General features: G+C 61.4%; 23 protein-coding genes, 1 other RNA gene and 1 pseudogene. 18 read left to right on the forward strand and 7 right to left on the reverse strand.

Annotated elements, in window-relative coordinates; all coding sequences use genetic code 11:
- Nucleotides 1-222 precede the first annotated feature (222 nt).
- Nucleotides 223-372: pseudogene (locus EGJ86_RS17620) on the forward strand (leucine zipper domain-containing protein); the annotation flags it as partial.
- Between the two features lie 929 nt (nucleotides 373-1,301).
- Here the strand turns inward: EGJ86_RS17620 and EGJ86_RS17630 are convergent.
- Nucleotides 1,302-2,270 (reverse strand): hypothetical protein, encoded by a 969-nt coding sequence (locus EGJ86_RS17630; protein WP_125836000.1) that lies wholly within the window; start codon nucleotides 2,268-2,270, stop codon nucleotides 1,302-1,304.
- Nucleotides 2,271-2,402: 132 nt separating this feature from the next.
- The gene (locus EGJ86_RS17635; RefSeq protein ID WP_177432881.1) at nucleotides 2,403-3,308 is read right to left on the reverse strand and encodes a GlxA family transcriptional regulator; all 906 of its coding nucleotides are present in this window, start codon (nucleotides 3,306-3,308) and stop codon (nucleotides 2,403-2,405) included.
- A 247-nt stretch (nucleotides 3,309-3,555) separates the two neighbouring features.
- Here EGJ86_RS17635 and EGJ86_RS17640 point away from each other — a divergent pair, with 247 nt between their 5' ends.
- Nucleotides 3,556-4,695 carry an acyl-CoA dehydrogenase family protein gene (locus EGJ86_RS17640; RefSeq protein WP_125836002.1) on the forward strand — a complete coding sequence of 380 codons (1,140 nt, stop codon included), beginning with the start codon at nucleotides 3,556-3,558 and terminating at the stop codon, nucleotides 4,693-4,695.
- Between the two features lie 59 nt (nucleotides 4,696-4,754).
- Here EGJ86_RS17640 and EGJ86_RS17645 read toward each other — a convergent pair whose 3' ends face one another.
- Complete coding sequence (locus EGJ86_RS17645; protein WP_125836003.1) at nucleotides 4,755-5,792, reverse strand: NADP(H)-dependent aldo-keto reductase; 1,038 nt, start codon at nucleotides 5,790-5,792, stop codon at nucleotides 4,755-4,757.
- Nucleotides 5,793-6,039: 247 nt separating this feature from the next.
- Between EGJ86_RS17645 and rplM the strand changes: the two genes are divergently transcribed.
- From rplM to EGJ86_RS17680, 7 genes are all read left to right on the forward strand, one after another.
- Nucleotides 6,040-6,468, forward strand: coding sequence for a 50S ribosomal protein L13 (gene rplM, locus EGJ86_RS17650; RefSeq protein ID WP_037004174.1), 429 nt, complete (start codon nucleotides 6,040-6,042; stop codon nucleotides 6,466-6,468).
- 14 nt (nucleotides 6,469-6,482) lie between these two features.
- On the forward strand, nucleotides 6,483-6,875 hold the full coding sequence (gene rpsI, locus EGJ86_RS17655; protein WP_003459292.1) for a 30S ribosomal protein S9: 393 nt from the start codon (nucleotides 6,483-6,485) through the stop codon (nucleotides 6,873-6,875).
- A gap of 254 nt (nucleotides 6,876-7,129) precedes the next feature.
- On the forward strand, nucleotides 7,130-7,723 hold the full coding sequence (petA, locus tag EGJ86_RS17660) for a ubiquinol-cytochrome c reductase iron-sulfur subunit (protein ID WP_099522463.1): 594 nt from the start codon (nucleotides 7,130-7,132) through the stop codon (nucleotides 7,721-7,723).
- The gene (locus EGJ86_RS17665) at nucleotides 7,723-8,934 is read left to right on the forward strand and encodes a cytochrome bc complex cytochrome b subunit (RefSeq protein WP_099522462.1); all 1,212 of its coding nucleotides are present in this window, start codon (nucleotides 7,723-7,725) and stop codon (nucleotides 8,932-8,934) included. The genes petA and EGJ86_RS17665 overlap by 1 nt, the downstream gene beginning before the upstream one ends.
- A complete protein-coding gene (locus EGJ86_RS17670) occupies nucleotides 8,934-9,713 on the forward strand; it encodes a cytochrome c1 (RefSeq protein WP_106732766.1) in 780 nt (259 codons plus the stop codon). The genes EGJ86_RS17665 and EGJ86_RS17670 overlap by 1 nt, the downstream gene beginning before the upstream one ends.
- Before the next feature lie 165 nt (nucleotides 9,714-9,878).
- Nucleotides 9,879-10,496 (forward strand): glutathione S-transferase N-terminal domain-containing protein, encoded by a 618-nt coding sequence (locus EGJ86_RS17675; protein WP_125836004.1) that lies wholly within the window; start codon nucleotides 9,879-9,881, stop codon nucleotides 10,494-10,496.
- Nucleotides 10,497-10,509: 13 nt separating this feature from the next.
- Complete coding sequence (locus EGJ86_RS17680) at nucleotides 10,510-10,923, forward strand: ClpXP protease specificity-enhancing factor (protein ID WP_106732768.1); 414 nt, start codon at nucleotides 10,510-10,512, stop codon at nucleotides 10,921-10,923.
- 48 nt (nucleotides 10,924-10,971) lie between these two features.
- On the opposite strand, the gene EGJ86_RS17685 is transcribed toward EGJ86_RS17680, so the two are convergent.
- The 4 genes from EGJ86_RS17685 to EGJ86_RS17700 are packed head-to-tail and all read right to left on the reverse strand — an operon-like array spanning nucleotide 10,972 to nucleotide 14,285.
- Nucleotides 10,972-11,505 (reverse strand): BON domain-containing protein, encoded by a 534-nt coding sequence (locus tag EGJ86_RS17685; RefSeq protein WP_106732769.1) that lies wholly within the window; start codon nucleotides 11,503-11,505, stop codon nucleotides 10,972-10,974.
- A complete protein-coding gene (locus EGJ86_RS17690) occupies nucleotides 11,502-12,095 on the reverse strand; it encodes a phosphoheptose isomerase (RefSeq protein WP_099522457.1) in 594 nt (197 codons plus the stop codon). Before EGJ86_RS17690 ends, EGJ86_RS17685 begins: the two co-directional genes overlap by 4 nt.
- Before the next feature lie 25 nt (nucleotides 12,096-12,120).
- A complete protein-coding gene (locus EGJ86_RS17695; protein ID WP_099522456.1) occupies nucleotides 12,121-12,480 on the reverse strand; it encodes a YraN family protein in 360 nt (119 codons plus the stop codon).
- A complete protein-coding gene (locus EGJ86_RS17700; RefSeq protein WP_106732771.1) occupies nucleotides 12,477-14,285 on the reverse strand; it encodes a penicillin-binding protein activator in 1,809 nt (602 codons plus the stop codon). Before EGJ86_RS17700 ends, EGJ86_RS17695 begins: the two co-directional genes overlap by 4 nt.
- A gap of 89 nt (nucleotides 14,286-14,374) precedes the next feature.
- On the opposite strand from EGJ86_RS17700, the gene rsmI reads away from it, so the two are divergent.
- The 9 genes from rsmI to mraY all read left to right on the forward strand — a co-directional run bounded on the left by rsmI (nucleotide 14,375) and on the right by mraY (nucleotide 23,315).
- Nucleotides 14,375-15,274 carry a 16S rRNA (cytidine(1402)-2'-O)-methyltransferase gene (gene rsmI / locus EGJ86_RS17705; protein WP_125836005.1) on the forward strand — a complete coding sequence of 300 codons (900 nt, stop codon included), beginning with the start codon at nucleotides 14,375-14,377 and terminating at the stop codon, nucleotides 15,272-15,274.
- Nucleotides 15,275-15,333: 59 nt separating this feature from the next.
- Nucleotides 15,334-15,681, forward strand: an RNA gene (rnpB, locus tag EGJ86_RS17710) — RNase P RNA component class A.
- Between the two features lie 308 nt (nucleotides 15,682-15,989).
- Complete coding sequence (gene mraZ / locus EGJ86_RS17715; protein ID WP_003459315.1) at nucleotides 15,990-16,445, forward strand: division/cell wall cluster transcriptional repressor MraZ; 456 nt, start codon at nucleotides 15,990-15,992, stop codon at nucleotides 16,443-16,445.
- A 2-nt stretch (nucleotides 16,446-16,447) separates the two neighbouring features.
- A complete protein-coding gene (gene rsmH / locus EGJ86_RS17720; RefSeq protein WP_125836006.1) occupies nucleotides 16,448-17,392 on the forward strand; it encodes a 16S rRNA (cytosine(1402)-N(4))-methyltransferase RsmH in 945 nt (314 codons plus the stop codon).
- Nucleotides 17,389-17,682, forward strand: coding sequence for a cell division protein FtsL (ftsL, locus tag EGJ86_RS17725; RefSeq protein ID WP_099522452.1), 294 nt, complete (start codon nucleotides 17,389-17,391; stop codon nucleotides 17,680-17,682). The genes rsmH and ftsL overlap by 4 nt, the downstream gene beginning before the upstream one ends.
- Nucleotides 17,679-19,406 carry a penicillin-binding protein 2 gene (locus EGJ86_RS17730; RefSeq protein ID WP_125836007.1) on the forward strand — a complete coding sequence of 576 codons (1,728 nt, stop codon included), beginning with the start codon at nucleotides 17,679-17,681 and terminating at the stop codon, nucleotides 19,404-19,406. Before ftsL ends, EGJ86_RS17730 begins: the two co-directional genes overlap by 4 nt.
- Nucleotides 19,406-20,869 carry a UDP-N-acetylmuramoyl-L-alanyl-D-glutamate--2,6-diaminopimelate ligase gene (locus EGJ86_RS17735; RefSeq protein ID WP_125836008.1) on the forward strand — a complete coding sequence of 488 codons (1,464 nt, stop codon included), beginning with the start codon at nucleotides 19,406-19,408 and terminating at the stop codon, nucleotides 20,867-20,869. The genes EGJ86_RS17730 and EGJ86_RS17735 overlap by 1 nt, the downstream gene beginning before the upstream one ends.
- The gene (gene murF / locus EGJ86_RS17740) at nucleotides 20,862-22,232 is read left to right on the forward strand and encodes a UDP-N-acetylmuramoyl-tripeptide--D-alanyl-D-alanine ligase (RefSeq protein WP_125836009.1); all 1,371 of its coding nucleotides are present in this window, start codon (nucleotides 20,862-20,864) and stop codon (nucleotides 22,230-22,232) included. Before EGJ86_RS17735 ends, murF begins: the two co-directional genes overlap by 8 nt.
- On the forward strand, nucleotides 22,233-23,315 hold the full coding sequence (gene mraY / locus EGJ86_RS17745) for a phospho-N-acetylmuramoyl-pentapeptide-transferase (protein WP_099522448.1): 1,083 nt from the start codon (nucleotides 22,233-22,235) through the stop codon (nucleotides 23,313-23,315). It begins immediately after the preceding gene.
- Nucleotides 23,316-23,320: the final 5 nt, after the last annotated feature.

The raw sequence follows: 23,320 nt of genomic DNA on the forward strand, positions 1-23,320 counted from the left end.
TATACGAAACCCCAGATCGCGAAAGCTGTCTGGGGTTTCTTCTTTGCAGTGTGGAAAACACTCTCAGGCCATCGCGTAGGGAGTCCTGTGTGTTCAGCCGGGAGAATAGATAACGGTTGTTAGGAGGCATAGGTAACGCATTTAGGCTTACGGAACTCATCGAATCTGGGCCGAGTGATGCTGTGGCCGGAGCACGTACTAGTCGATAAGGCGTGATTTGTACTGTTGGCGGTGCCGCCCGAAAATGATGTGCGGAAGTTCTGTCGGCGGTATGGCGTCAGTCTCAGAACTGGCTACAAATGGCTAGATCGGTACCGCGAGCAAGGCTATGCGGGTCTGCAAGATCAATCCCGGCGCCCCTTGAGCAGTCCAGCTCGCAAATTGCACCACCACTATCCCCATTGAGGCGCTCGCTGGCTGCGAAGCCTGTTGCGGACAGCGGATATTGATCCGCCCCATCACAGCTCGATCAAGGTGATCCTCAAGCGCCACGATTGCCGTGTCCTCTATCACGGCGAACAGGAGCAGCCGCCGGCTAGCCACCGCTTCGAGCCCCTGACCCCGAACGACCTATGACAGATCGACTTCAAGGGGCTCCCCCTCCATGATCGCCGCTCGTCTCGTTGCCATCCCGTGACCCTGCTGGACGATCACTCGCACTTTTCGCTCTGCCTACAGGCTTGTGAGGGGGGCGGTTGGAGTTGGTTAAGTAGCATCTGATTGAGGTGTTTCGCCTTTAAGGCTTGTCGCTGCGGATAACCGCCGACAATGGGCCCCCTGAGGCTCGAGGCTGGCTATCGACGCTAGGGGGTTGGCTGATGCGGCTTGGCGTCCAGATGAGACATAGCCGGCCTTATCGCCCGCAGACTCAGGCAAACCTAGAGCGCTTCCATCAGACATTCAAACGTGACGTGCTGCATCGTGCGTTCAGCGACTTGCAGCGCTGTCAGCGGGGGGGAGCCGGTGGCGAGAAGAGTCCAGCCACTACCGTCCGTACGAGTCCCGAACCAGCGGCCGTCCCCAGAGCGCTATCAGCCAGGCCACGTAGCTACGCGGAACAACTGCTAATACCGGAAGACCACTTGGTGAAAGTACGCCGGACTGGACAGGTGTATTTCAAAGGGCTCAACATCTTCGTCAGCGGAGGTTTATATGGGAAAGGGGCGTCATCCTCCCCATCGCCGAAGATGGCATCTACGATGTAGTTTTCATCCGCAAAGCGCTGCGTAAGATGACTTGAGGTAACAGGTGTTTACTATGTCCCCGTGGCTGGACACCACGCGCACCCTCCGATTGGCCTGTCAGTTCTTCGCCAGCTTCCGCTGGTGCTGGGCGAGGATCTTCTGCGCATGCGCCACTTCCAGCGCCTCCATGGCACTGATCGGTTTTATCGCCACGGCGCGCTTGAGATGTTCGATGACCTTGTCTTCTTCGTCATCGCCGTACACGTAGGTCAGCGCATTGGCATATTCGTAATGGCCGATGGGCAAGTCATCGCGGGCCTGGAAGCTGCGTTGGAAGTACTTCTCCATGTTGTCCGCACTGACGCCGTAGGTCATCTTGCCCACCAGTTTGCCGACCTTGCGGATCACACCGGCTTCATAGCCACCATATAGCGCCAGGGCGAACGGCTGCTGCGGCTGTTTGGCCAGCAGGGCATCCAGTTCTTGCGGAATCTGCGAGGTGTAGCCGCGCTTGAGCGCGACCGGTACCGACAGCTCCTCACCCAGGCGTGCCTTGGCGTAGACGCGGCCGAACTGCGCGACGATATCGGTCTGTATCAGTATCAGTTCGCCTGCGTCGTCGGTATAGGCAATCACCTCTTCGAGCAGGCGATGTTTCTCGGTTTGATCGGGCACCAGGAACATGGCGTAGATCACCTGGGCGAACATCGCCGGTATCTGGCCACCGACGCCTAGTGCCATGCCCTGTTCCTTGGCCTGGGCGAAGTCACCGCGGAACATCAGGCGCCAGACTTCCTGCAGTTTCTGCGCATAGGCTTCGGCTTCCTCGGGCTTGCCGCTAAAGCCGGTGCCGGCCGCCACGGTTTTCTCCAGGGCTTGTGGATGTTGGCCGGCCATGTTCACCACCCAGTCGGCGTCAGGGAAGGGATAGTCACCGAAGCCGCGTGTCAGCTGCGGCCAGGCCTGGCGCAGCTTGTCGCCGCTGTAGTCATAGGCGCTCTGGTCGAGGGGAAAGGGTTTCCAGTTATCGGCCGCCACAGCGCTGAGGCTGCAGATGGCAAGCAGGGCAATCAATAAACGGCGCATGGCGGTGAACCTGTTGTTTTTATGTTCACCGTCGATCATAGGGCGCTGCGGCAGGGCGCCAACCTAACCAAGGGTGGGCTGGCGCTTTACCCGCTACTTGAGGCCTTGCGGCCTGACTGGGCAGGGCGGCCGTCAGGCGTGGTTGTCTTTCTGCTGGAACTGGCGGCGGTACTGGTTGGGTGACAATTCGGTGTGCTGACGGAACAGGCGGGCGAAGAAGCTCGCATCGTCGTAGCCCACTTCGTAGCTGATGGTCTTGATGCTCTTGCGTGTGGAGGAGAGCAGGCTCTTGGCTGTTTCGATACGCAGGCGCTGCAGGTAGTGCAGAGGTTTGTCGCCAGTGGCGCCCTGAAAGCGGCGCATGAAGTTGCGAATGCTCATGCCGTGTTCGCGCGCCACGTCCTCGAAGCGGAACTTGTCGGCGTAGTGTTCTTCCAGCCAGTGCTGGATCTGCAGTACTGTGACGTCCTGGTGCAGCTTCTGCCCGCCGAAGCCGATGCGCCCGGGGGTATAGCTGCGCTGCACCTCGTAGAGGATGTCACGTGCCACGCCCTGGGCCACGCCGGCACCGCAGTAACGCTCGATCAGGTAAATGTAGAGGTCGCAGGCCGAGGTGACGCCGCCGGCGCAGTACAGGTTGTCGGCGTCGGACAGGTGTTTTTCCTGATTGAGCAGCACCTTGGGAAAGCGTTCGGCGAATTCGCGGAAGAAGCGCCAGTAGGTAGTCGCCTCCTTGCCATCGAGCAGGCCGGCTTCGGCCATCCAGAATACGCCGCTGGCCTCGCCGCAAATCGCCGTGCCATCGGCGTGCTGGCGCTTGAGCCAGTCCAGTACCTGCGGGTAGCGCTTGCACAGGGCGTCGAAGTCGTCCCAGAAGGCGGGCAGGATAATCACGTCGCAGCTGTCGAGGCCGCCGTCCACCGGCAGGCGGACATTGCTGAAGCTGTTCACCGGCAGGCCGTCCGGGCTGACCAGGTGGATCTCGAACGGTGGCGCAAAGCCAAGCCCCTGTTGCTTGGCATAACGGATGCCGGCCATGTGGAAGAAGTCCTTGGCCTGCATCAGGGTGGAAGCGAAGACGCCATCGGTGGCGAGAATGCTGACACGACGCAAGGTCGTACGTGGCTGCGGGATAACCATGGGTATTTGTTCTTGTTCAAGGCTAAGTGGTCATGCGACGGCTGGATCGTCTTATTTTTTGGCGTTTGTGTCCAGTGTGACCAAGCGGTTGCTTGGCTAAAGTCGAGACCTTGTTTTTCTCTTTGCCTTGGATACAGGTAGCGCCATGATCCCCAGAACGATATTCAGCTCCGACCATGAATTGTTTCGCGACAGTGTGCGCAAGTTTCTCGAGCAGGAGGCCGTTCCCTATCATCATCAGTGGGAGAAAGACGGTCATGTCGATCGCGCGCTGTGGAACAAGGCGGGTGAGGCCGGCATGCTCTGCTCGCATATTCCCGAAGAGTACGGCGGCATGGCGGCCGATTTCCTCTACAGCACCGTGGTGATCGAGGAGATAGGGCGCCTGGGGCTGACCGGCATTGGCTTCTCCCTGCACTCGGATATCGTCGCGCCCTACATCCTGCATTACGGCAGTGAGGCGCAGAAGCAGCATTACCTGCCCAAGCTGGTCAGCGGCGAGATGGTTACTGCCATCGCCATGACCGAGCCGGGCGCCGGTTCCGACTTGCAGGGCGTGAAGACCACTGCTGTGCTCGACGGCGACGAGTACGTGATCAACGGCTCGAAGACCTTCATCACCAACGGCTGGCTGGCCGATCTGGTGATCGTCGTGGCCAAGACCGACCCAAAGGCAGGCGCCAAGGGCACCAGTCTGTTCCTGGTCGAGGCCAACACGCCCGGGTTCTCCAAGGGCAAGCGCCTGGAGAAGGTGGGCATGAAGGCGCAGGACACCTCCGAGCTGTTCTTCCAGGATGTGCGCGTACCCAAGGAAAACCTCCTGGGTCAGCCAGGCATGGGCTTCGCTTATCTGATGCAGGAATTGCCGCAGGAGCGCTTGACCGTGGGCATCGGCGCCTTGGCTTCGGCGGAGGCGGCGCTGCAGTGGACGCTCGATTACACCCGCGAGCGCAAGGCCTTCGGCAAGGCGGTGTCGGACTTCCAGAACACCCGCTTCAAGCTGGCCGAGATGGCGACGGAAATTCAGGTCGGCCGGGTATTCGTCGACCGCTGTCTGGAGCTGCACCTGAACGGCAAGCTCGATGTGCCCACCGCCGCGATGCTCAAGTACTGGGGTACCGACCTGCAATGCAAGGTGCTCGACGAGTGCGTGCAACTACACGGTGGCTACGGCTACATGTGGGAGTATCCGGTGGCGCGGGCCTGGGCCGATGCACGGGTGCAGCGCATCTACGCCGGGACCAACGAGATCATGAAGGAGATCATCGCTCGCTCCCTGGTCTGAGGGTGGTTGATGGCAATAAAAAGCCCGGCATTGTGCCGGGCTTTTTATTGCGCGCTGGATCAGGGCGCCGGGTTGGGCTGCGCCTTGTGAATTGCCTCGATACCGGCGATCACTTCATCGGAGAGCTTCAGCTCGGCGCTGGCCAGGTTGCTGTCCAGTTGCTCCAGGCTGGTGGCGCCGATGATGTTGCTGGTCACGAACGGCTGCGCGGTGACGAAGGCCAGGGCCATTTGCGCTGGGTCCAGGCCGTGCTCGCGGGCCAGGGCGACGTAGCGCGAGCAGGCTGCCTCCGACTGTGGGTTGGTATAGCGGGCGAAGCGGCTGAACAGGCTGATGCGTGCGCCAGCCGGACGGGCGCCTCCTTCGTACTTGCCGCTGAGCATGCCAAAGGCCAGTGGCGAGTAGGCCAGCAGGCCGCATTGTTCGCGAATCGCCACTTCCGCCAGACCCACTTCGAAGGCGCGGTTGAGCAGGTTGTAGGGGTTCTGGATCGACACGGCACGCGGCCAGCCACGGCTTTCGGCCAGCTGCAGGAACTTCATGGTGCCCCACGAGGTTTCGTTGGACAGGCCGATATGGCGAATCTTGCCGGCTTTGACCTGCTCGTCGAGCACTTCCAGGGTTTCTTCCAGTGGCGTGAATTCAACGTCCTTGTGCTTGTAGTCGAGCTGGCCGAAGAAGTTGGTCGGGCGCTCCGGCCAGTGCAACTGATAGAGGTCGATCCAGTCGGTCTGCAGGCGTTTGAGGCTGGCATCCAGGGCGGTGACGATGTGCTGGCGGTTGAATTTCAGCTGGCCGTCGCGGATATGGTTGATGCCATTGCCGGGGCCGGCGATCTTGCTGGCCAGAATCCAGTCTGCGCGGTCGCCACGCTGTTTGAAATAGCTGCCGATGATCTGCTCGGTCTTGCTGTAGGTTTCGGCGCGCGGCGGTACCGGATACATCTCGGCGGTGTCGATGAAGTTGATGCCGCTGGCCTTGGCCCGCTCGATCTGGGCATGGCCTTCGCTCTCGCTGTTCTGCTCGCCCCAGGTCATGGTGCCCAGGCACAGTGCGCTGACATCGAGATCGGTTCGGCCTAGCTTGCGGTATTCCATGAGGTGCTCCTTCGGCAAAAGAGTCATACAAGCAGGTTGAAATTTTTTTCGCAATCAGGATAATCCGGCACCTCTTTCTGCGGTGGAAGTGATGCGCCGCCTGCCGAAGAATCTTGCCGTATTGTGGACGCGCTGACCCGAGCCCCCGATAGCGTCCGTATGCGGCTGCCTTTGACTTGTCAAAGTACGCACTATCCAGTAAGATCCGCCGTCTATTTTTGCTGGGCGGCCCCTGAGGCTATAAAGAATGAAAACTTTTACTGCTAAACCGGAAACAGTAAAACGCGATTGGTTCGTCGTTGATGCTGCTGGCAAGACCCTGGGTCGTCTGGCCACCGAAATCGCGAGCCGTCTGCGTGGCAAGCACAAGCCTGAGTACACTCCTCACGTTGATACCGGCGACTACATCGTCGTAATCAATGCCGAGCAGGTGCGTGTGACTGGTGCCAAAACCAGCGACAAGATGTACTACTCCCACTCCGGCTTCCCGGGCGGCATCAAAGAGATCAACTTCGAGAAGCTGATCGCTCGTGCTCCTGAGCGCGTGATCGAGACTGCGGTCAAAGGCATGCTGCCGAAGAACCCGCTGGGTCGCGACATGTATCGTAAGCTGAAGGTGTACAAGGGTGCTGTTCACCCGCACACCGCTCAGCAGCCCCAAGAACTGAAGATTTAACGGAATAGTTCATTATGTCGGCGACTCAAAATTACGGCACTGGCCGTCGCAAGACCGCAACCGCGCGCGTTTTCCTGCGTCCGGGTACTGGTAACATCTCGATCAACAATCGCACCCTGGACACCTTCTTCGGTCGCGAAACCGCTCGCATGGTCGTGCGTCAGCCGCTGGAGCTGACCGAGACCGTCGAGAAGTTCGACATCTTCGTCACCGTTGCTGGTGGTGGTGTCAGTGGTCAAGCTGGTGCCATCCGTCACGGCATCACTCGCGCTCTGATCGAGTACGACGAAACCCTGCGCAGCCCGCTGCGTAAAGCCGGTTACGTTACTCGCGACGCCCGTGAAGTCGAGCGTAAGAAAGTCGGTCTGCGTAAAGCGCGTAAGCGTCCGCAGTACTCGAAGCGTTAATCGCGACTACGCTTCCAAAAGCGCCCAGTTTCCTTACGGAGCTGGGCGTTTTTTATGGGCATGGCAAAATGCTGCGACAACGTGCCGCATACGCGTAAGCCGCATCCTCCAAGGCTTTCGCCGCCCTCTTCGGGGGTAATTACCTTGTCAGAAAAGGGGCTTTTCTTTACCATTTGGCGAATTTTTTGCGCGGCCCGATTTTTACTTAGTAGAGGCCTGAACAACAGGCCACAAAGCTGATGGGAGACGACTGAATGAGCAATGACGGCGTGAATGCAGGCCGGCGTCGCTTCCTGGTTGCAGCCACCTCCGTGGTGGGTGCTGCAGGGGCGGTAGGTGCTGCGACTCCGTTCGTGGGGTCATGGTTCCCCAGTGCAAGGGCCAAGGCGGCCGGTGCACCGGTGAAGGTGAACGTCAGCAAGATCGAGGCGGGTCAGCAGATGGTTGCTGAGTGGCGCGGTCAGCCGGTATTCATCGTGCGCCGCACTGAGGAGATCCTGGCCAACCTGACCAAGATCGAAGGTAGCGTGGCTGACCCCGAATCCGCTGCCTCCGTGCAGCCGGAGTACGTGGACAAGAAGACCCGTTCGATCAAGCCCGAACTGCTGGTCCTGGTTGGTCTGTGCACCCATCTGGGTTGCTCGCCGTCCTTCCGTCCGGAAGTGGCTCCGGCCGATATGGGGCCGGATTGGGTTGGCGGTTATTTCTGCCCCTGCCATGGTTCCCGTTACGACCTCGCCGGTCGAGTGTACAAGGCGCAGCCGGCGCCGTTGAACCTGCCGGTGCCGCCATACAGCTACGAGACGGATGACATCATCGTCGTCGGTGTGGACCAGGAGAAGGCCTGATGAGCAAATTCATGGAATGGGTGGATGCGCGCTTCCCCGCCACCAAGATGTGGGAAGATCATCTCTCCAAGTACTACGCACCGAAGAACTTCAACTTCTTCTACTTCTTTGGCTCGCTGGCACTGCTGGTGCTGGTCAACCAGATCGTTACCGGTATCTGGCTGACCATGAGCTTCGAGCCTTCGGCTGAGGGTGCTTTCGCCTCCGTCGAATACATCATGCGTGACGTCGAGTACGGCTGGATCCTGCGCTACCTGCACTCCACCGGCGCTTCGGCGTTCTTCGTGGTGGTCTACCTGCACATGTTCCGTGGCCTGCTCTATGGTTCCTACCAGAAGCCACGTGAGCTGGTGTGGATCTTCGGCATGCTGATCTATCTGGTGCTGATGGCCGAAGCCTTCATGGGCTACCTGCTGCCGTGGGGCCAGATGTCCTACTGGGGCGCCCAGGTGATCATCTCGCTGTTCGGTGCCATTCCGGTGATTGGCGATGACCTGACTCAGTGGATCCGTGGTGACTACCTGATTTCCGGCATCACCCTGAACCGCTTCTTCGCCCTGCACGTGATCGCGCTGCCGATCGTCCTGCTCGGCCTGGTCGTGCTGCACATCCTGGCGTTGCACGAAGTAGGTTCGAACAACCCGGACGGTGTCGACATCAAGAAATTCAAGGACGAGAACGGTGTACCGCTCGACGGCATCGCCTTCCACCCTTACTACACCGTGAAAGATATCGTCGGCGTAGTGGTGTTCCTGTTCGTGTTCTGCTTCGTGGTGTTCTTCTTCCCGGAAATGGGCGGTTACTTCCTCGAGAAGCCGAACTTCGAAGCGGCCAACCCGTTCAAGACACCTGATCACATCGCCCCGGTTTGGTACTTCACCCCGTTCTACGCGATCCTGCGTGCGGTACCGGACAAGCTGCTCGGCGTTATTGCCATGGGCGCTGCCATCGCGGTGCTGTTCGTGCTGCCCTGGCTCGACCGTAGCCCGGTCAAATCCATGCGCTACAAGGGGTGGCTGAGCAAAATCTGGCTGGTGGTGTTCTGCATTTCCTTCGTCATCCTCGGCGTACTGGGTGTGCTGGCTCCGACCCCGGGTCGTACTCTGCTGTCGCAGGTGTGCACCTTCCTGTACTTCGCGTACTTCATCCTGATGCCGTTCTACACCAGGATGGAGAAGACCAAACCGGTTCCGGAAAGGGTGACTGGCTGATGAAAAAGCTCTTCGCTGCATTTGTTTTCGCTGCGCTGCCGGCTCTGGCCATGGGCGCTGCCAGCAACTACCCGCTGGACAAGGTCGACATCGATCTGGCCGACAAGGCTGCCATGCAGGACGGCGCGCGTACCTTCGCCAACTACTGCATGGGCTGCCACTCGGCCCAGTACCAGCGTTACGAGCGTGTTGCCGATGACCTCGGCATCCCGCACGAAATCATGCTGGACAACCTGGTGTTCAACGACGCCAAGATCGGCGACCACATGAAGATCGGCATGAAGCCGGACGACGCCAAAGCCTGGTTCGGTGCTGCTCCGCCCGACCTGACCCTGGTTGCTCGTGTGCGTGGTAACGACTGGCTGTACACCTACCTGCGCACCTTCTACGCAGACCCGAGCCGTCCGCTGGGCGCTAACAACAAGGTGTTCCCGAACGTCGGTATGCCCAACGTATTGGTTGGCCTGCAAGGTAACCAGGTCATCGGCTGCAAGCAGGTTCAGGTCGTCACCGACGGCAAGAAGCAGTTCGACCCGCTGACCGGTGCACCGATCACGCACGAGGCCTGTGATCAGTTGACCGTCGAGGCGAACACCGGCGCGCTGAGCGAGGCCGAGTTCGACGAGAAGGTGAAGAACCTGGTGACCTTCCTGGCTTATTCGGCCAACCCGGTCAAGCTGAAGTCCCAGCGCATCGGTACCTACGTACTGTTGTACCTGGCGTTCTTCTTCGTGTTCGCCTACTTGCTCAAGCGTGAGTACTGGAAGGACGTGCATTAAACCGTTGCGGTTCTCTGCATATACCTGCGCGCCCTTATGGGCGCGCAGGTTTTTGTGCCCTGTCATTCCGGGTGGCCACCTTGCGGTGTGTCACTTGCAACTTCAAGAATTGCCCTTGGCAATTTTCGTGTTTCTACAAAATCAAAAAAAGCGAGGAGGATCGCCATGGCGGTGACCAATAGGTTGACCTGCTACTCCGACCCCGCCGACCACTATTCCCATCGCGTGCGTCTGGTGCTCGCCGAGAAAGGTGTCAGCGTCGAGATCATCGATGTCGAGCAGGGCCGTTGTCCGCCCAAGCTTGCCGAGGTCAATCCCTACGGCAGCGTGCCTACGCTGGTTGATCGTGACCTGGCGCTGTACGAATCGTCCGTGGTGATGGAGTATCTGGACGAGCGCTACCCGCATCCACCACTGCTGCCGGTCTATCCGGTTGCTCGCGCCAACAGTCGTCTGCTGATGCATCGTATCCAGCGTGACTGGTGTGTGCTGGTCGACCGTATTCTCGACAAGCGCAGCAAGGAGGCCGAGCGTCAGTTGGCGCGCAAGGAGCTGCGCGAAAGCTTGACCGGTGTATCGCCGCTATTCGCAGACAAGGCATTCTTTCTCAGTGAAGAGCTGAGTCTGGTGGATTGCTGTCTGTTACCCATTCTCTGGCGTCTGCCTGTTCTGGGTATCGAACTGCCGCGTCCGGCCAAGCCGCTGCTCGACTATATGGAGCGTCAGTTCGCTCGTGAGGCCTTTCAGGCCAGTCTTTCCGCTGCCGAGCGCGCGATGCGCTAAGAAGGAGGAAACCATGAATTCCAGTCGTCCCTATCTGGTTCGCGCCCTCTATGAGTGGATCGTCGACAACGATTGCACGCCACATCTTCTGGTCAATGCCGAGTATCCGGGGGTGCAGGTGCCGCCGGGCTTCGCCAGCGACGGCCAGATCGTGCTCAATGCGTCGCCCAGTGCGGTGCGTCACCTGCACATGGACAATCAGGCGGTGAGTTTCGAAGGGCGCTTCGGCGGCGTTGCGCACAGCCTTTACATCCCGGCGGCGGCGATTCTGGCGATCTATGCGCGGGAGAATGGCCAGGGCATGGTTTTCGACATGGAGCCGTCGATGGCGGGCAGCCCTGAGGAATCGGGGCCGGACGATGATGGGCCGTCTGATGACGAGCCGCCGCGTCCCAGCGGCCGGCCGAGTTTGAAAGTGGTCAAGTAAACAATGAAAAGGGCGCCCATGGGCGCCCTTGTCGTTTCTGCGTTTGGATCAGTTGGTGTATTCGAACAGGCGCACGACCCGCTGCACACCTGACACGCTCTGTACCACGCGGGTAGCGGCGTTGGCTTCTTCGCGGGTGACCAGGCCGAGCATGTAGACGATGCCGTTCTCGGTGACGACCTTGACCCGTGCGCTCGGTACGCTGCTGTCGGCCAGCATCTGCGTCTTGATCTTGGTGGTCAGCAGCGAATCGTTGCTGCGTGCCAGCAGGGAGGCGGGTTGCTGCACCTGCAGTTCGTTGTAGACCTTCTTCACGCCCTGTACACCGCGGGCGGTCTGAGCGGCGCGATCCTTGAGTTCGCTACGCGGGGTTTGCCCGGCAAGCAGTATCACGCCGTTATAGCTGGTGACTATGATGCGCGAGGTCGGGGTGGACAGGTCGGCGTGCGCATTGCTGATGCGCGATGCGACTTCTGGACCGAGGAACTGGTCATCGATCTTGTTGCCGATGCTGCGGCTGCCGCAGCCCGCCAGGGTCAGGGTAACGGCCAGGGCGGCCAGAATCAGGGCAGAACGCTTCATTCTTCACTCCCAAACAATTGACTATCGATCAGGTCGCACAGGCAATGGATAGTCAGCAGATGGACTTCCTGAATGCGTGCGGTGACTTTGGCTGGAACACGGATTTCGACGTCTTCCGGTAGCAATAGCGAGGCCATGCCGCCGCCGTCGCGGCCGGTGAGGGCGACCACGGTCATCTCGCGATCATGTGCAGCTTGAATGGCCTGGATGACATTCGCTGAGTTGCCGCTGGTGGATATCGCCAACAGCACATCGCCGGGTTGGCCGAGTGCGCGGATCTGCTTGGAGAATATCTCGTTGTAGCTGTAGTCGTTGGCGATCGAGGTAATGGTCGAGCTGTCGGTGGTCAGAGCGATGGCCGGCAGGCTCGGACGTTCACGCTCGAAGCGGTTGAGCAGCTCGGAGGAGAAATGTTGGGCATCACCGGCAGAGCCGCCGTTGCCGCAGGTGAGAATCTTGCCCTCGTTGAGCAGGGCCTGGACCATCACCAGACTGGCGTGCTCGATATAGGGTGCCAGGACGTCCATGGCCTGTTGCTTGGTGTCGATGCTGGCTTGGAACAGCTGGCGGATTCGGGATTGCATGTCCATCGGTTAAACCTTGAATGTACGGCCGTCAGGCATCGAAGGCGTTTTTGATCCAGTCGAGGCGAGTGGCGCCGCCAGTGCTGATGGCGACCACATCGAAGCGGCAGGGGTAGCGGGCCCAGCGTGAGTGTTGCTGAAGGAAGAGTTCGGCGGCGATGACCAGCTTGCCACGCTTGCGCGCATCGATGCTCTCCAGGGCGCCGCCCCAGGCGCTGTGGCGACGGGCGCGGACCTCGACGAATACTACTGTATCGCCGTCGAGCATGACCAGATCGAGCTCGCCACGCCGACAGCTCCAGTTCTGTTCGATCAGTTGCAGGCCGTTACGTTCCAGATGCTGGCGAGCCGCCTGTTCGGCGGCTCGTCCCAGATCGTTGTGTGCGCTCAATTGATGCTGTCGGGGAGGCGTTGCACTTGGCCGCCACGGAACTCGGCCCAGGGCAGCTGGCGCTCGATGCGCTGGGTGGCGTTCAGGCTGAGGCTGCCGGACAGGCCGTCGATACGCGACTCCGGCAGTGCCTTGAGTTGGCCCAGGCGTGGTGCCAGGCGGTAGGCGTCGACACCCATGGCATAGAGGCGGCCGAGGCTGCCGCCGGCCTGCGGCCACTGGTTGCTGACCTCCTGGCGCAGCGGTGCGTGGGTATCGAGCAGCCAGGGGGTTTCGCAGAAGCGGATGCCTTCCAGGTCCTGATACTGGGCCTGGCTATGAGCACCGGTGAACAGGTGCGAGGTGGCGTAGACCGGCACGTCGCCGGCGTACTGGAAGGCCAGGGTCGGTTTGATCTGCTGAGCCTGTTGCGGGGTGGCGGCGAGGAAGATGAAATCGATGTCCTGGCGGCGCGCCGGCTGTGCATCCAGGCTGGTGCCCAGGGTGTTTTGCAGACGGCGGGCGCGGGCTTCGCTCTCACGCAGCTGGAACAGATCGGCGATCTGGCGGGCCAGCTCGACCGGTTGATCGACGTGCTCGGCGGCGATCAGTGTGCCGCCCTGCGCCTGCCAGCTCTGGCGGAAGGCATCCAGCACTCGGTCGCCCCAGTCGCCGCGCGGCACCAGGGCCACGGCGCGGCGCATGCCGTCGTTCCAGGCGCGGCGAGCCACTTCGCGGGCTTCGTCCTCGGCGGCCAGGCCAAACTGGAACAGTTGTGCCGGACCTTCCTGGCCTGCATCGCTGTAGTTCAGGGCAAGGGTGGTGATTGGCAGTTGCTCGCGGTCGCTGAGCTGCTTGACCAGCGGTTTTTCCAACGGGCCGACTACCAGTTGCACGCCGTCGGCTTGTGCCTGCTGGTAGAAAGCGTCCAGCGAGCCGATGCGGGAGCTGTCGTACAGTTTGATGTCTGGCGGATTCTGTCCAGCTTGCTGGGCTTCGTAATGCGCGGCGAGGAAGCCGTCACGCAGGGCGCGGGCAACGCTGGCCAGTTGGCCTTCCTGTGGCAGCAGCAGGGCGATGCGGGTCAGTGGCTGGCTGGCCAGTTCGCGCAGTTTGCCGAGGGCCTCGGGCAGTTGTTCGGCAGCCGGGTGCTGCGGGTTCTGTGCGACCCACTGGTCGATGGCTGCTTGCTGCTGCTCCAGTGTGGCGCTGCTTTTGGTCACTTGGGCCAGCTCCAGCCAGCCAGCCAGGTCACTGTCGGCCCCGGCGGAGGTTTGCGCCGGCAGGGTGGAGACCAGAGCCCAGATATTCTCGTGGTTGTCGTGGGCGGCCTGGCCGCTCAGCAGGGGGGCGATGAATACGCGTTCGCGGGCGGCGGCCAGGGTCTGACCGTCGGCTTCGAGGGCGCGGGCACGGACCAGCTGGGTGCGGATCTGCTGCTCGACCGGCAGCTCTGCGAGGCGTTCGACGCTGGAGTGTTGCAGGGCTTTCAGCGCGCTCTTGGGTTGCTTGCGGGCCATCGCCAGCTCGGCCTTGAGGGTGCTGGCGAAGATCTGTTGAGCGGGTTGCAGGCTGGCGATGTCGACCTGCTCGAGAATGCGGGTGGCGCGTGCCACGTCATTCTGCTGGTAGCTCTGGTCGGCTGCCGACAGGCGTAGCAGGGCAGCCTGTTCCGGTTTGCTCTCGGCGGCTTGCTGAAGCATCTGCTCGATGCTGGCTTGTGGCGTGCGCGGCAGTTGGCCCAGATTGTTGGAGGGCGAGCTGGCGCAGGCGGCGAGCAGGCCGGCCAGAAAAAGAGCAGACAGAGGGCGCAGGCTAGCGATCATCGGGTCATCCTGATACTTGAGCAAAACGAGCGGCGATTGTACCCAAGGGGCGACATCCGTGCGATGCCACTGGGGCGGAACCGGCTAGAATGAGCGCTCTTTCAATTAACGAGGTGTTTCCAGTGAGTCAGCCCGCCGTCGCAAGCGTCCAGTCAGGCAGCCTGTATGTGGTCGCCACGCCCATTGGCAATCTGGATGACATCAGCGCGCGGGCCTTGCGGATTCTGCGTGAGGTGGCGCTGATCGCGGCGGAGGATACCCGGCACTCGGCGCGCCTGCTGCAGCATTTCGGCATCGAGACGCCTCTGGCTGCCTGTCATGAACACAACGAACGCGATCAGGGTGGCCGCTTTCTGGCGCGGCTGCAGGCTGGCGAGGATGTGGCGCTGATTTCCGACGCGGGCACACCGTTGATCTCCGATCCGGGTTATCACCTGGTGCGCCAGGCGCGTGCCGCAGGCGTCGCGGTGGTGCCGGTGCCCGGTGCCTGTGCCTTGATCGCGGCGCTGTCGGCGGCTGGTCTGCCGTCGGATCGCTTTATCTTCGAGGGCTTTCTGCCAGCCAAGGCTGCGGGGCGCCGTGCGCGTCTGGAGCAAGTGCGGGAAGAGCCACGTACGCTGATCTTCTATGAGGCGCCGCACCGTATTCTCGAATGTCTGCAGGATATGCGTGATGTGTTTGGCGGTGATCGCCCTGCACTGCTGGCGCGCGAGCTGACCAAGACCTTCGAGACCCTGCAGGGGCTGCCGCTGGCCGAGCTGAGCGAGTGGGTGGCTGCAGACAGCAATCAGCAGCGCGGCGAATGCGTGGTGCTGGTGTCAGGCTGGCAGGCGCCGGAGGGCGAGGAAGCTGTCAGCGCCGAAGCCTTGCGGGTGCTCGATCTGCTGATGGCGGAAATGCCGCTCAAGCGGGCCGCGGCGCTGGCGGCGGAGATCACCGGAGTGCGCAAGAATCTGCTTTACCAAGTTGCCTTGGAGCGTAAGGCCTAGCGCGTTCGCCATCGGTCTAGCTTGCAGCTTGCCATCACGCCCGGTACCCTTGCCGGCGGAGAGTCGATCGGACAGTCGCTGCCTTCGCAAGAAGGGGGAGGAAAGTCCGGGCTCCATAGGGCGGAGTGCCAGGTAACGCCTGGGGGGCGTGAGTCTACGGAAAGTGCCACAGAAAATAACCGCCTAAGCGCTTCGGCGCCGGTAAGGGTGAAAAGGTGCGGTAAGAGCGCACCGCACGGCTGGCAACAGTCCGTGGCTAGGTAAACCCCACTCGGAGCAAGACCAAATAGGGTTCCATCGGCGTGGCCCGCGCTGGAACCGGGTAGGTTGCTAAAGACGTGCAGTGATGTACGTCGTAGAGGAATGACTGTCCTCGACAGAACCCGGCTTACAGATCGACTCTCCTCCTTCCTTTCTCGTGTTGTGCTTCTATCTCCCTCCTGTTTGATACCGAAAAATTCTTACTCTTAACAAATCACTTTAAGTTCGAATTTCAGTTGGCTGGAATGGTTGAGATTTATCTGTAAAAAGCTGGTTCCGGCATCCCTTTTCCCCTCGCTTTTGTTCGCTAAATCTCCGTCCTGTAAGGATTTTTCCCTTCTGGAGCGCCTTGACGGTGGGGCGTGCGCGTTCCTATAGTGTGCGCAAGTGGTAAGAAGTGGCACGAAGTGGGTTTTTTTGGGCATGGAAAGCTAATTACAGGGGAAGCGCAGCCGTGTTTCGCGGAGCTAACGCCATCAGTCTCGACGCCAAAGGGCGCCTCGCGATGCCGAGTCGGTATCGTGACGAGCTCGTTGCGCGTTGCAGTGGCCAGCTCATCGTGACCATCGACGCCGTTGACCCCTGTCTTTGCGTTTATCCACTGGCCGAGTGGGAGCTGATCGAGAACAAGCTGCGTGAGCTGGCGTCCTTTCGTGAAGAGAACCGCCGCCTGCAGCGTCTGCTGATCGGTAATGCCGTCGATCTCGAGCTGGATGCTAGTGGCCGCTTTCTGGTGCCGCCGCGTTTGCGTGAATACGCCAAGCTGGACAAGCGAGCGATGCTCGTCGGTCAGCTGAACAAGTTTCAACTCTGGGATGAAGATTCCTGGAATGCCGTAGCTGAAGCCGACCTCGCTGCCATCAAACAGCCGGGCGCCCTTTCCGATGACCTGCGTGACCTGATCCTGTGACCATGACCGATAGCAACTTCCGCCATATCACCGTGCTGCTCGACGAAGCCGTCGAGGGCCTGGCTGTGCGCGGTGATGGTCGTTATGTGGATGGCACCTTCGGCCGTGGCGGGCACAGTCGGCTGATCCTGCAGAAGCTCGGGCCAGATGGGCGGCTCTTGGGGTTCGATAAGGATCCCCTGGCGATAGCCACCGGGGAAGCATTGGCGGCCGAAGACGGCCGCTTTGTCGTTGTGCAGCGCAGTTTTGCGGAACTTGGCGAAGAAGCTGTTGTCCGCGGCATCAGTGGTCAGGTCTCCGGCATTCTTCTCGATCTCGGAGTGTCGTCGCCGCAACTGGATGACCCTGAGCGTGGCTTCAGCTTCCTTAATGACGGCCCGCTGGACATGCGCATGAATCCGGGCGTCGGCGTCAGTGCCGCTGACTGGATCGCCACGGCGGACGAAGACGAAATCGCCCGTGTGCTCAAGGACTATGGCGAGGAACGCTTCGCCAAACGTATGGCGCGTGCCGTGGTGCAGCGCCGCGCCGAGCAGCCATTCACCCGCACCGCTGATCTGGCGCAGGTGCTGACCGTTGCCAATCCGGCCTGGGAAAAGGGCAAGAATCCAGCGACTCGCGCCTTCCAGGGTATCCGTATTTACGTCAACAACGAGCTCGGTGATCTCGAGCGCGGCCTCGAAGCAGCGCTCGAGACGCTGGAAGTAGGCGGCCGTCTGGTGGTGATCAGTTTCCACTCGCTGGAAGATCGCATCGTCAAACAGTTCATGAAGCGTCAGGCCAAGGGCGAGGCAGACAAGCTGCCGCGTGACCTGCCAATCATTCCGAAAGCCTTCGAGCCGCGTCTGAAGCTGATCGGCAAGCCGGTCTACGCCGCTGAGGCCGAACTCAAAGCCAATCCGCGCTCGCGCAGCGCGGTGATGCGCATCGCGGAGAAGTTGCGGTGAGCCGTCGGCTGATCAAGTCCATGCCCAACGGCAGCTTCCTGATGCTGCTGTTGTTCATCGCCATCCTGGTTTCCGCAGTGGCGGTGTCTTACAGCGCGCATTGGAATCGTCAGCTGCTCAATGACCTGTACGGCGAGCTGAGCGTGCGCGACAAGACGCAGGCCGAGTGGGGGCGACTGATTCTCGAACAAAGTACCTGGACCGCACACAACCGCATCGAAGCGCTGGCCAGCGAGCAGCTGAAAATGCACATCCCCGACCCTGCCGCCGTGCGCATGGTGCGTCCATGATCGGGCTCGAAGGCGCACTCTACCCGTGGCGCTTCCGCCTGGTGCTGGTGTTGCTGGCGCTGATGGTCGGCGCCATCGCCTGGCGCATGCTCGATCTGCAGGTGCTCGATCATGACTTCCTCAAAGCGCATGGCGATGCTCGTAGCGTGCGGCATATCCCGATTCCTGCGCACCGCGGTCTGATCACCGACCGTAATGGTGAACCGTTGGCCGTCAGTACCCCTGTCACCACGCTCTGGGCCAATGGCAAGGAACTGCAGGCTGGTCGTGAGCAGTGGCCAGCGTTGGCTGCTGCCCTGGGGCAGGACCCGGCCAACTTCGCCGCACGCCTGGAGCAGAACAAAGAACGCGAGTTCATGTATCTGGTGCGTGGCCTGACCCCGGAGAACGGTCAGCGCGTGCTGGACCTGAAAGTGCCGGGCGTTTATGCCATCGAAGAATTCCGCCGCTTCTATCCGGCTGGCGAAGTGGCAGCTCATGTCGTCGGCTTCACTGATATTGATGATCGCGGTCGCGAAGGCATGGAACTGGCCTACGAAGACTGGCTGGCCGGTGTGCCAGGTAAGCGTCAGGTGCTCAAGGATCGCCGTGGCAAGTTGATCAAGGATGTCCAGGTTGCGCAGAACGCCAAGGCTGGCAAAGCCTTGGCGTTGTCCATTGACCTGCGTTTGCAGTATCTGGCCCATCGTGAGCTGCGCAATGCGCTGCTGGAAAACGATGCCAAGGCCGGCAGCCTGGTGATGGTCGACGTGAAGACCGGCGAAGTGCTGGCGATGGTCAACCATCCCACCTACAACCCGAACAATCGCCGCAACCTGACCCCGGCAGCCATGCGCAACCGCGCCATGATCGACGTGTTCGAGCCTGGCTCTACCATCAAGCCGCTGTCGATGTCCGCTGCGCTGGAGACCGGTCGCTGGAAGCCCAGCGACATCGTTCAGGTTGGCAACGGCACCCTGCAGATCGGCCGCTACAGCATTCGTGATGTTTCCCGCACGCAAGGCCCTGCGTTGGACCTGACCGGCATCCTGATCAACTCCAGCAACGTCGGCATGAGCAAGATCGCGTTCGACGTGGGTGGAGAGAATATCCATCACGTGCTGAGCAATCTGGGCTTCGGTCGCGATACCGGCCTGGGTTTCCCGGGTGAGCGTGTCGGCAATCTGCCCAACCATCGCAAATGGCGTGAGGCGGAGACCGCCACGCTGTCCTATGGCTACGGCCTCTCGGTTACTGCCGTGCAGTTGGCGCACGCCTACGCGGCGCTGGCCAATGGCGGCGGCATGACGCCGCTGTCGATGATTCGCGTGGACAGTAAGCCGAGCGCCATGCAGGTTATGTCGCCCAACGTGGCCAAGACCCTGCAGGGCATGCTGCAGCAGGTGGGCGAGGCGCCGCGCGGCGTGTTCCGTGCTCAGGTGCCGGGTTACCACGTGGCCGGTAAGAGTGGTACCGCGCGTAAGACCAATGCTGGTGCCAAGGGCTACCAGAGCAATTCCTACCGCTCTCTGTTCGCCGGCTTCGCCCCAGCGCAGGATCCGCGCATTGCCCTTGTCGTTGTCATCGATGAGCCCGGCAAGGGCGCTTACTACGGCGGCCTGATTTCCGCGCCGGTGTTCAGCCGGGTGATGGCGGGTTCGCTGCGCTTGATGAACATTGCGCCAGACAATCTGCCGCCACCTGAGCAGAAGATGGCCGCTGTTGGCCAGGGAGGGCGCAACTGATGCCCATGCCGCTCAATCAATTGTTGCCGGCTGCCGAGGGCAGCGTGCTGATTCGTGAACTGACCCTGGACAGCCGCAAGGTGCGCCCGGGCGATTTGTTCCTGGCCGTGCCGGGCACCCAGCAGGATGGCCGCGTACACATCGCCGATGCCATCGCCCGCGGTGTGGCGGCAGTAGCCTTCGAGGCCGAAGGCGCTGCGCCCATGCATGCCGACAGTGCCGTGCTGGTGCCGGTCAAGGGTCTCGCTGGACAGCTGTCTGCCATCGCCGGGCGCTTCTATGGCGAACCGAGCCGTGCCCTGCATCTGGTCGGCGTTACCGGCACCAATGGCAAGACCAGCGTCAGCCAATTGCTGGCCCAGGCATTGGATCTGCTCGGTCAGCCCTGCGGCATCGTCGGTACCCTGGGCACTGGATTCTATGGCGCGCTGGAGCAGGGCAAACACACCACCCCTGATCCGGTCGGCGTGCAGGCCACCCTGGCCTCGCTCAAGCAGGCCGGCGCTCGCGCTGTAGCGATGGAAGTTTCTTCTCATGGCCTGGACCAGGGCCGTGTCGCGGCGCTGGAATTCGATATTGCGGTGTTCACCAATCTGTCGCGTGATCACCTCGATTATCACGGCAGCATGGAGACTTATGGCGCGGCCAAGGCCAAGCTGTTCGCCTGGCCAAATCTGCGTTGCCGGGTGATCAACCTCGATGACGCCTTCGGTCGTGAGTTGGCCGGGCAATCGCACGAGTCGCGCCTGATCGGCTACAGCCTTAATGATGCCGGTGCCTTCCTTTATTGCAGCGAAGCGCACTTCGACGATCACGGCGTACGCGCGCGTCTGGTGACGCCGCGTGGCGAAGGCGTGCTGCGCAGCAATCTGCTCGGCCGCTTCAACCTCAGTAATCTGTTGGCAGTGGTCGGTGCGCTGCTGGGCCTGGATTACGGCCTCGACGAGATTCTCAAGGTTCTACCGCAACTGCAGGGGCCGGCTGGCCGCATGCAGCGCCTCGGTGGCGGCGACAAGCCTCTGGTGGTAGTCGACTACGCGCACACCCCGGATGCGCTGGAAAAAGTTCTCGAAGCCATGCGTCCACACGTCGAAGGGCGCTTGGTCTGCCTGTTCGGTTGCGGCGGTGATCGTGATCGCGGCAAGCGTCCGCTGATGGCTGCGGTTGCCGAGCGGTTGGCCGATGTGGTCTGGGTGACCGATGACAACCCGCGTACGGAAGAGCCGGCGCAGATCATTGCCGATATTCGCGCAGGCTTCGCCGCGCCGGAGCAGGTGCAATTCATTCACGGCCGTGGCGATGCCATCGCACGGCTGATCGCCCAGGCTGAAGTCGCCGACGTGTTGGTGTTGGCTGGTAAGGGCCACGAGGATTACCAGGAAATCATGGGTGTGCGTCAGCCGTTCTCCGACCTGATCGAAGCGAACAAGGCTCTGACGGCCTGGGAGGCGACTCATGCTTAAGCCTTGGCTGCTCAGCGAAGTCGCCGCCGACCTGAGCGCGCGCGTGATCGGCGCCGATGTGGCGTTCTCCGCCGTTGGTAGCGACAGTCGCACCATCGCTGCGGGTCAGTTGTTCGTGGCGTTGACCGGTCCACGCTTCGACGGCCATGACTATCTGGCCGAAGTCGCTGCCAAGGGCGCGGTCGCCGCGCTGGTCGAGCGTGAAGTGGCGAATGCCCCGTTACCGCAATTGCTGGTGGCCGACACCCGCCTGGCGCTCGGTCAACTGGGGGCGCTGAATCGTCAGGCTTTCACCGGCCCGCTGGCTGCCGTAACGGGTTCCAGTGGCAAGACCAGCGTTAAGGAAATGCTCGCCGCCATCCTGCGTGCCGGCTTGAACGGTGCGGTACTGGCCACTCGCGGCAACCTCAACAATGATCTTGGTGCGCCATTGACTCTGTTGGAGTTGGCGCCGGAGCATCGCGCCGGGATGATCGAACTGGGCGCCAACCATGTGGGTGAAATCGCCTACACCGTGAGCCTCACCCGGCCGCAGGTATCGATCATCACCAATGCCGGTAATGCCCACGTTGGCGAGTTCGGCGGCCCGGAAAAGATCGTCGAGGCCAAGGGCGAGATCCTCGAAGGCCTGCCGAACGATGGCGTGGCCGTGCTCAACCTGGACGACAAGGCCTTCGTCACCTGGCAGCGTCGCGCAGCCGGACGCAAGGTGCTGAGTTTTGCCTTGCGCGACACCCGCGCGGACTTCCACGGCAGCGATCTGGCCCGCGACGAGCGTGGCTGCCAGGGCTTCACTCTGCGTAGCCCGGCCGGTAGCGCGCGCATTCAACTCAACCTGCTGGGCGAGCATAACGTGGCCAATGCGCTGGCAGCCTGTGCTGCCGCTCATGCCCTGGGTATGCCGTTGGTCGCCATGGTCGAGGGCCTGGAAAACCTGCAGCCGGTCAAAGGCCGCGCCGTAGCGCAGCTGGCGCCGAACGGCGTGCGAGTCATCGATGACAGTTACAACGCCAACCCGGTGTCCATGTGTGCGGCGGTGGATATACTCGCCGGCTTCTCCGGTCGCACCGTTCTGGTGCTGGGAGACATGGGCGAGCTGGGCGAGTGGGCTGAACAGGGCCATCGCGATGTCGGCCGCCATGCCGCGGGCAAGGTCGATGCACTGTATGCCGTCGGCCCGCTGATGCGTTTTGCGGTCGAGGAGTTTGGCTCAAAAGGCCGTCACTTCGTCGATCAAGCCGAGCTGATCGAAGCGCTTCGCGCCGAGCAGGCCGGCAGCACACTACTAATCAAGGGTTCACGCAGCGCTGCCATGGACAAGGTCGTGGCGGCGCTGTGTGGCGTATCTGGGGAGATTCACTAAATGCTGCTGCTGCTGGCGGAGTACCTGCAACAGTTTCACAAGGGCTTCGCGGTCTTTCAGTACCTGACTCTGCGCGGCATCCTCGGCGTGCTCACCGCCCTGGCGCTGTCGCTGTGGCTCGGCCCGTGGATGATCCGCACCCTGCAGGTGCGTCAGATCGGCCAATCCGTGCGCAACGATGGCCCGCAGTCGCACCTGTCGAAGAAAGGCACGCCGACCATGGGCGGCGCGCTGATCCTCACCGCCATCGCCGTCAGTACCCTGCTCTGGGCCGACCTGTCCAACCGCTATGTGTGGGTGGTGCTGGCCGTGACGTTGGCGTTTGGTGCCATTGGCTGGGTCGACGACTACCGCAAGGTGATCGAGAAGAACTCGCGTGGCCTGCCGAGCCGCTGGAAGTATTTCTGGCAGTCGGTGTTTGGCCTCGCTGCCGCCGTCTTCCTTTATATGACCGCGCAGAGCCCGGTGGAGACCACCCTGATCCTGCCGCTGCTCAAGGATGTCGCCATTCCCCTGGGCGCCGGCTTCGTGGTGCTGACCTACTTCGTCATCGTCGGTACCAGTAATGCGGTGAACCTAACCGACGGTCTCGACGGTCTGGCCATTCTGCCGACCGTGATGGTCGGCGGTGCGCTGGGGATCTTCTGCTACCTGTCGGGCAACGTGAACTTCGCCGAATACCTGCTGATTCCGTACGTTCCGGGTTCCGGTGAGTTGATCGTGTTCTGCGCCGCGCTGGTCGGTGCCGGTCTGGGCTTTCTGTGGTTCAACACCTACCCGGCGCAGGTGTTCATGGGCGACGTGGGTGCGCTGGCGCTTGGTGCTGCGCTGGGCACCATCGCCGTGATCGTTCGCCAGGAAGTCGTGCTGTTCATCATGGGCGGGGTGTTCGTGATGGAAACCCTGTCGGTGATCATCCAGGTCGCCAGCTTCAAGCTGACCGGCAAGCGCGTGTTCCGCATGGCGCCGATTCATCACCATTTCGAACTCAAGGGCTGGCCTGAGCCGCGCGTGATCGTCCGTTTCTGGATCATCACCGTGATTCTCGTGCTGATCGGCCTGGCCACCCTGAAACTGAGGTAATGAGC

The sequence above is a fragment of the Pseudomonas sp. o96-267 genome (assembly GCF_003935465.1).
Taxonomy (GTDB): domain Bacteria; phylum Pseudomonadota; class Gammaproteobacteria; order Pseudomonadales; family Pseudomonadaceae; genus Aquipseudomonas; species Aquipseudomonas sediminis.

Coding starts and splice junctions, on each gene's coding strand:
- EGJ86_RS17630 (WP_125836000.1), bottom strand. CDS start 2,270: ATGCGCCGTTTATTGATTGCCCTGCTTGCCATCTGCAGCCTCAGCGCT.
- EGJ86_RS17635 (WP_177432881.1), bottom strand. CDS start 3,308: ATGGCCGGCATCCGTTATGCCAAGCAACAGGGGCTTGGCTTTGCGCCA.
- EGJ86_RS17640 (WP_125836002.1), top strand. CDS start 3,556: ATGATCCCCAGAACGATATTCAGCTCCGACCATGAATTGTTTCGCGAC.
- EGJ86_RS17645 (WP_125836003.1), bottom strand. CDS start 5,792: ATGGAATACCGCAAGCTAGGCCGAACCGATCTCGATGTCAGCGCACTG.
- rplM (WP_037004174.1), top strand. CDS start 6,040: ATGAAAACTTTTACTGCTAAACCGGAAACAGTAAAACGCGATTGGTTC.
- rpsI (WP_003459292.1), top strand. CDS start 6,483: ATGTCGGCGACTCAAAATTACGGCACTGGCCGTCGCAAGACCGCAACC.
- petA (WP_099522463.1), top strand. CDS start 7,130: ATGAGCAATGACGGCGTGAATGCAGGCCGGCGTCGCTTCCTGGTTGCA.
- EGJ86_RS17665 (WP_099522462.1), top strand. CDS start 7,723: ATGAGCAAATTCATGGAATGGGTGGATGCGCGCTTCCCCGCCACCAAG.
- EGJ86_RS17670 (WP_106732766.1), top strand. CDS start 8,934: ATGAAAAAGCTCTTCGCTGCATTTGTTTTCGCTGCGCTGCCGGCTCTG.
- EGJ86_RS17675 (WP_125836004.1), top strand. CDS start 9,879: ATGGCGGTGACCAATAGGTTGACCTGCTACTCCGACCCCGCCGACCAC.
- EGJ86_RS17680 (WP_106732768.1), top strand. CDS start 10,510: ATGAATTCCAGTCGTCCCTATCTGGTTCGCGCCCTCTATGAGTGGATC.
- EGJ86_RS17685 (WP_106732769.1), bottom strand. CDS start 11,505: ATGAAGCGTTCTGCCCTGATTCTGGCCGCCCTGGCCGTTACCCTGACC.
- EGJ86_RS17690 (WP_099522457.1), bottom strand. CDS start 12,095: ATGGACATGCAATCCCGAATCCGCCAGCTGTTCCAAGCCAGCATCGAC.
- EGJ86_RS17700 (WP_106732771.1), bottom strand. CDS start 14,285: ATGATCGCTAGCCTGCGCCCTCTGTCTGCTCTTTTTCTGGCCGGCCTG.
- rsmI (WP_125836005.1), top strand. CDS start 14,375: ATGAGCGCTCTTTCAATTAACGAGGTGTTTCCAGTGAGTCAGCCCGCC.
- rsmH (WP_125836006.1), top strand. CDS start 16,448: ATGACCGATAGCAACTTCCGCCATATCACCGTGCTGCTCGACGAAGCC.
- EGJ86_RS17730 (WP_125836007.1), top strand. CDS start 17,679: ATGATCGGGCTCGAAGGCGCACTCTACCCGTGGCGCTTCCGCCTGGTG.
- EGJ86_RS17735 (WP_125836008.1), top strand. CDS start 19,406: ATGCCCATGCCGCTCAATCAATTGTTGCCGGCTGCCGAGGGCAGCGTG.
- murF (WP_125836009.1), top strand. CDS start 20,862: ATGCTTAAGCCTTGGCTGCTCAGCGAAGTCGCCGCCGACCTGAGCGCG.
- mraY (WP_099522448.1), top strand. CDS start 22,233: ATGCTGCTGCTGCTGGCGGAGTACCTGCAACAGTTTCACAAGGGCTTC.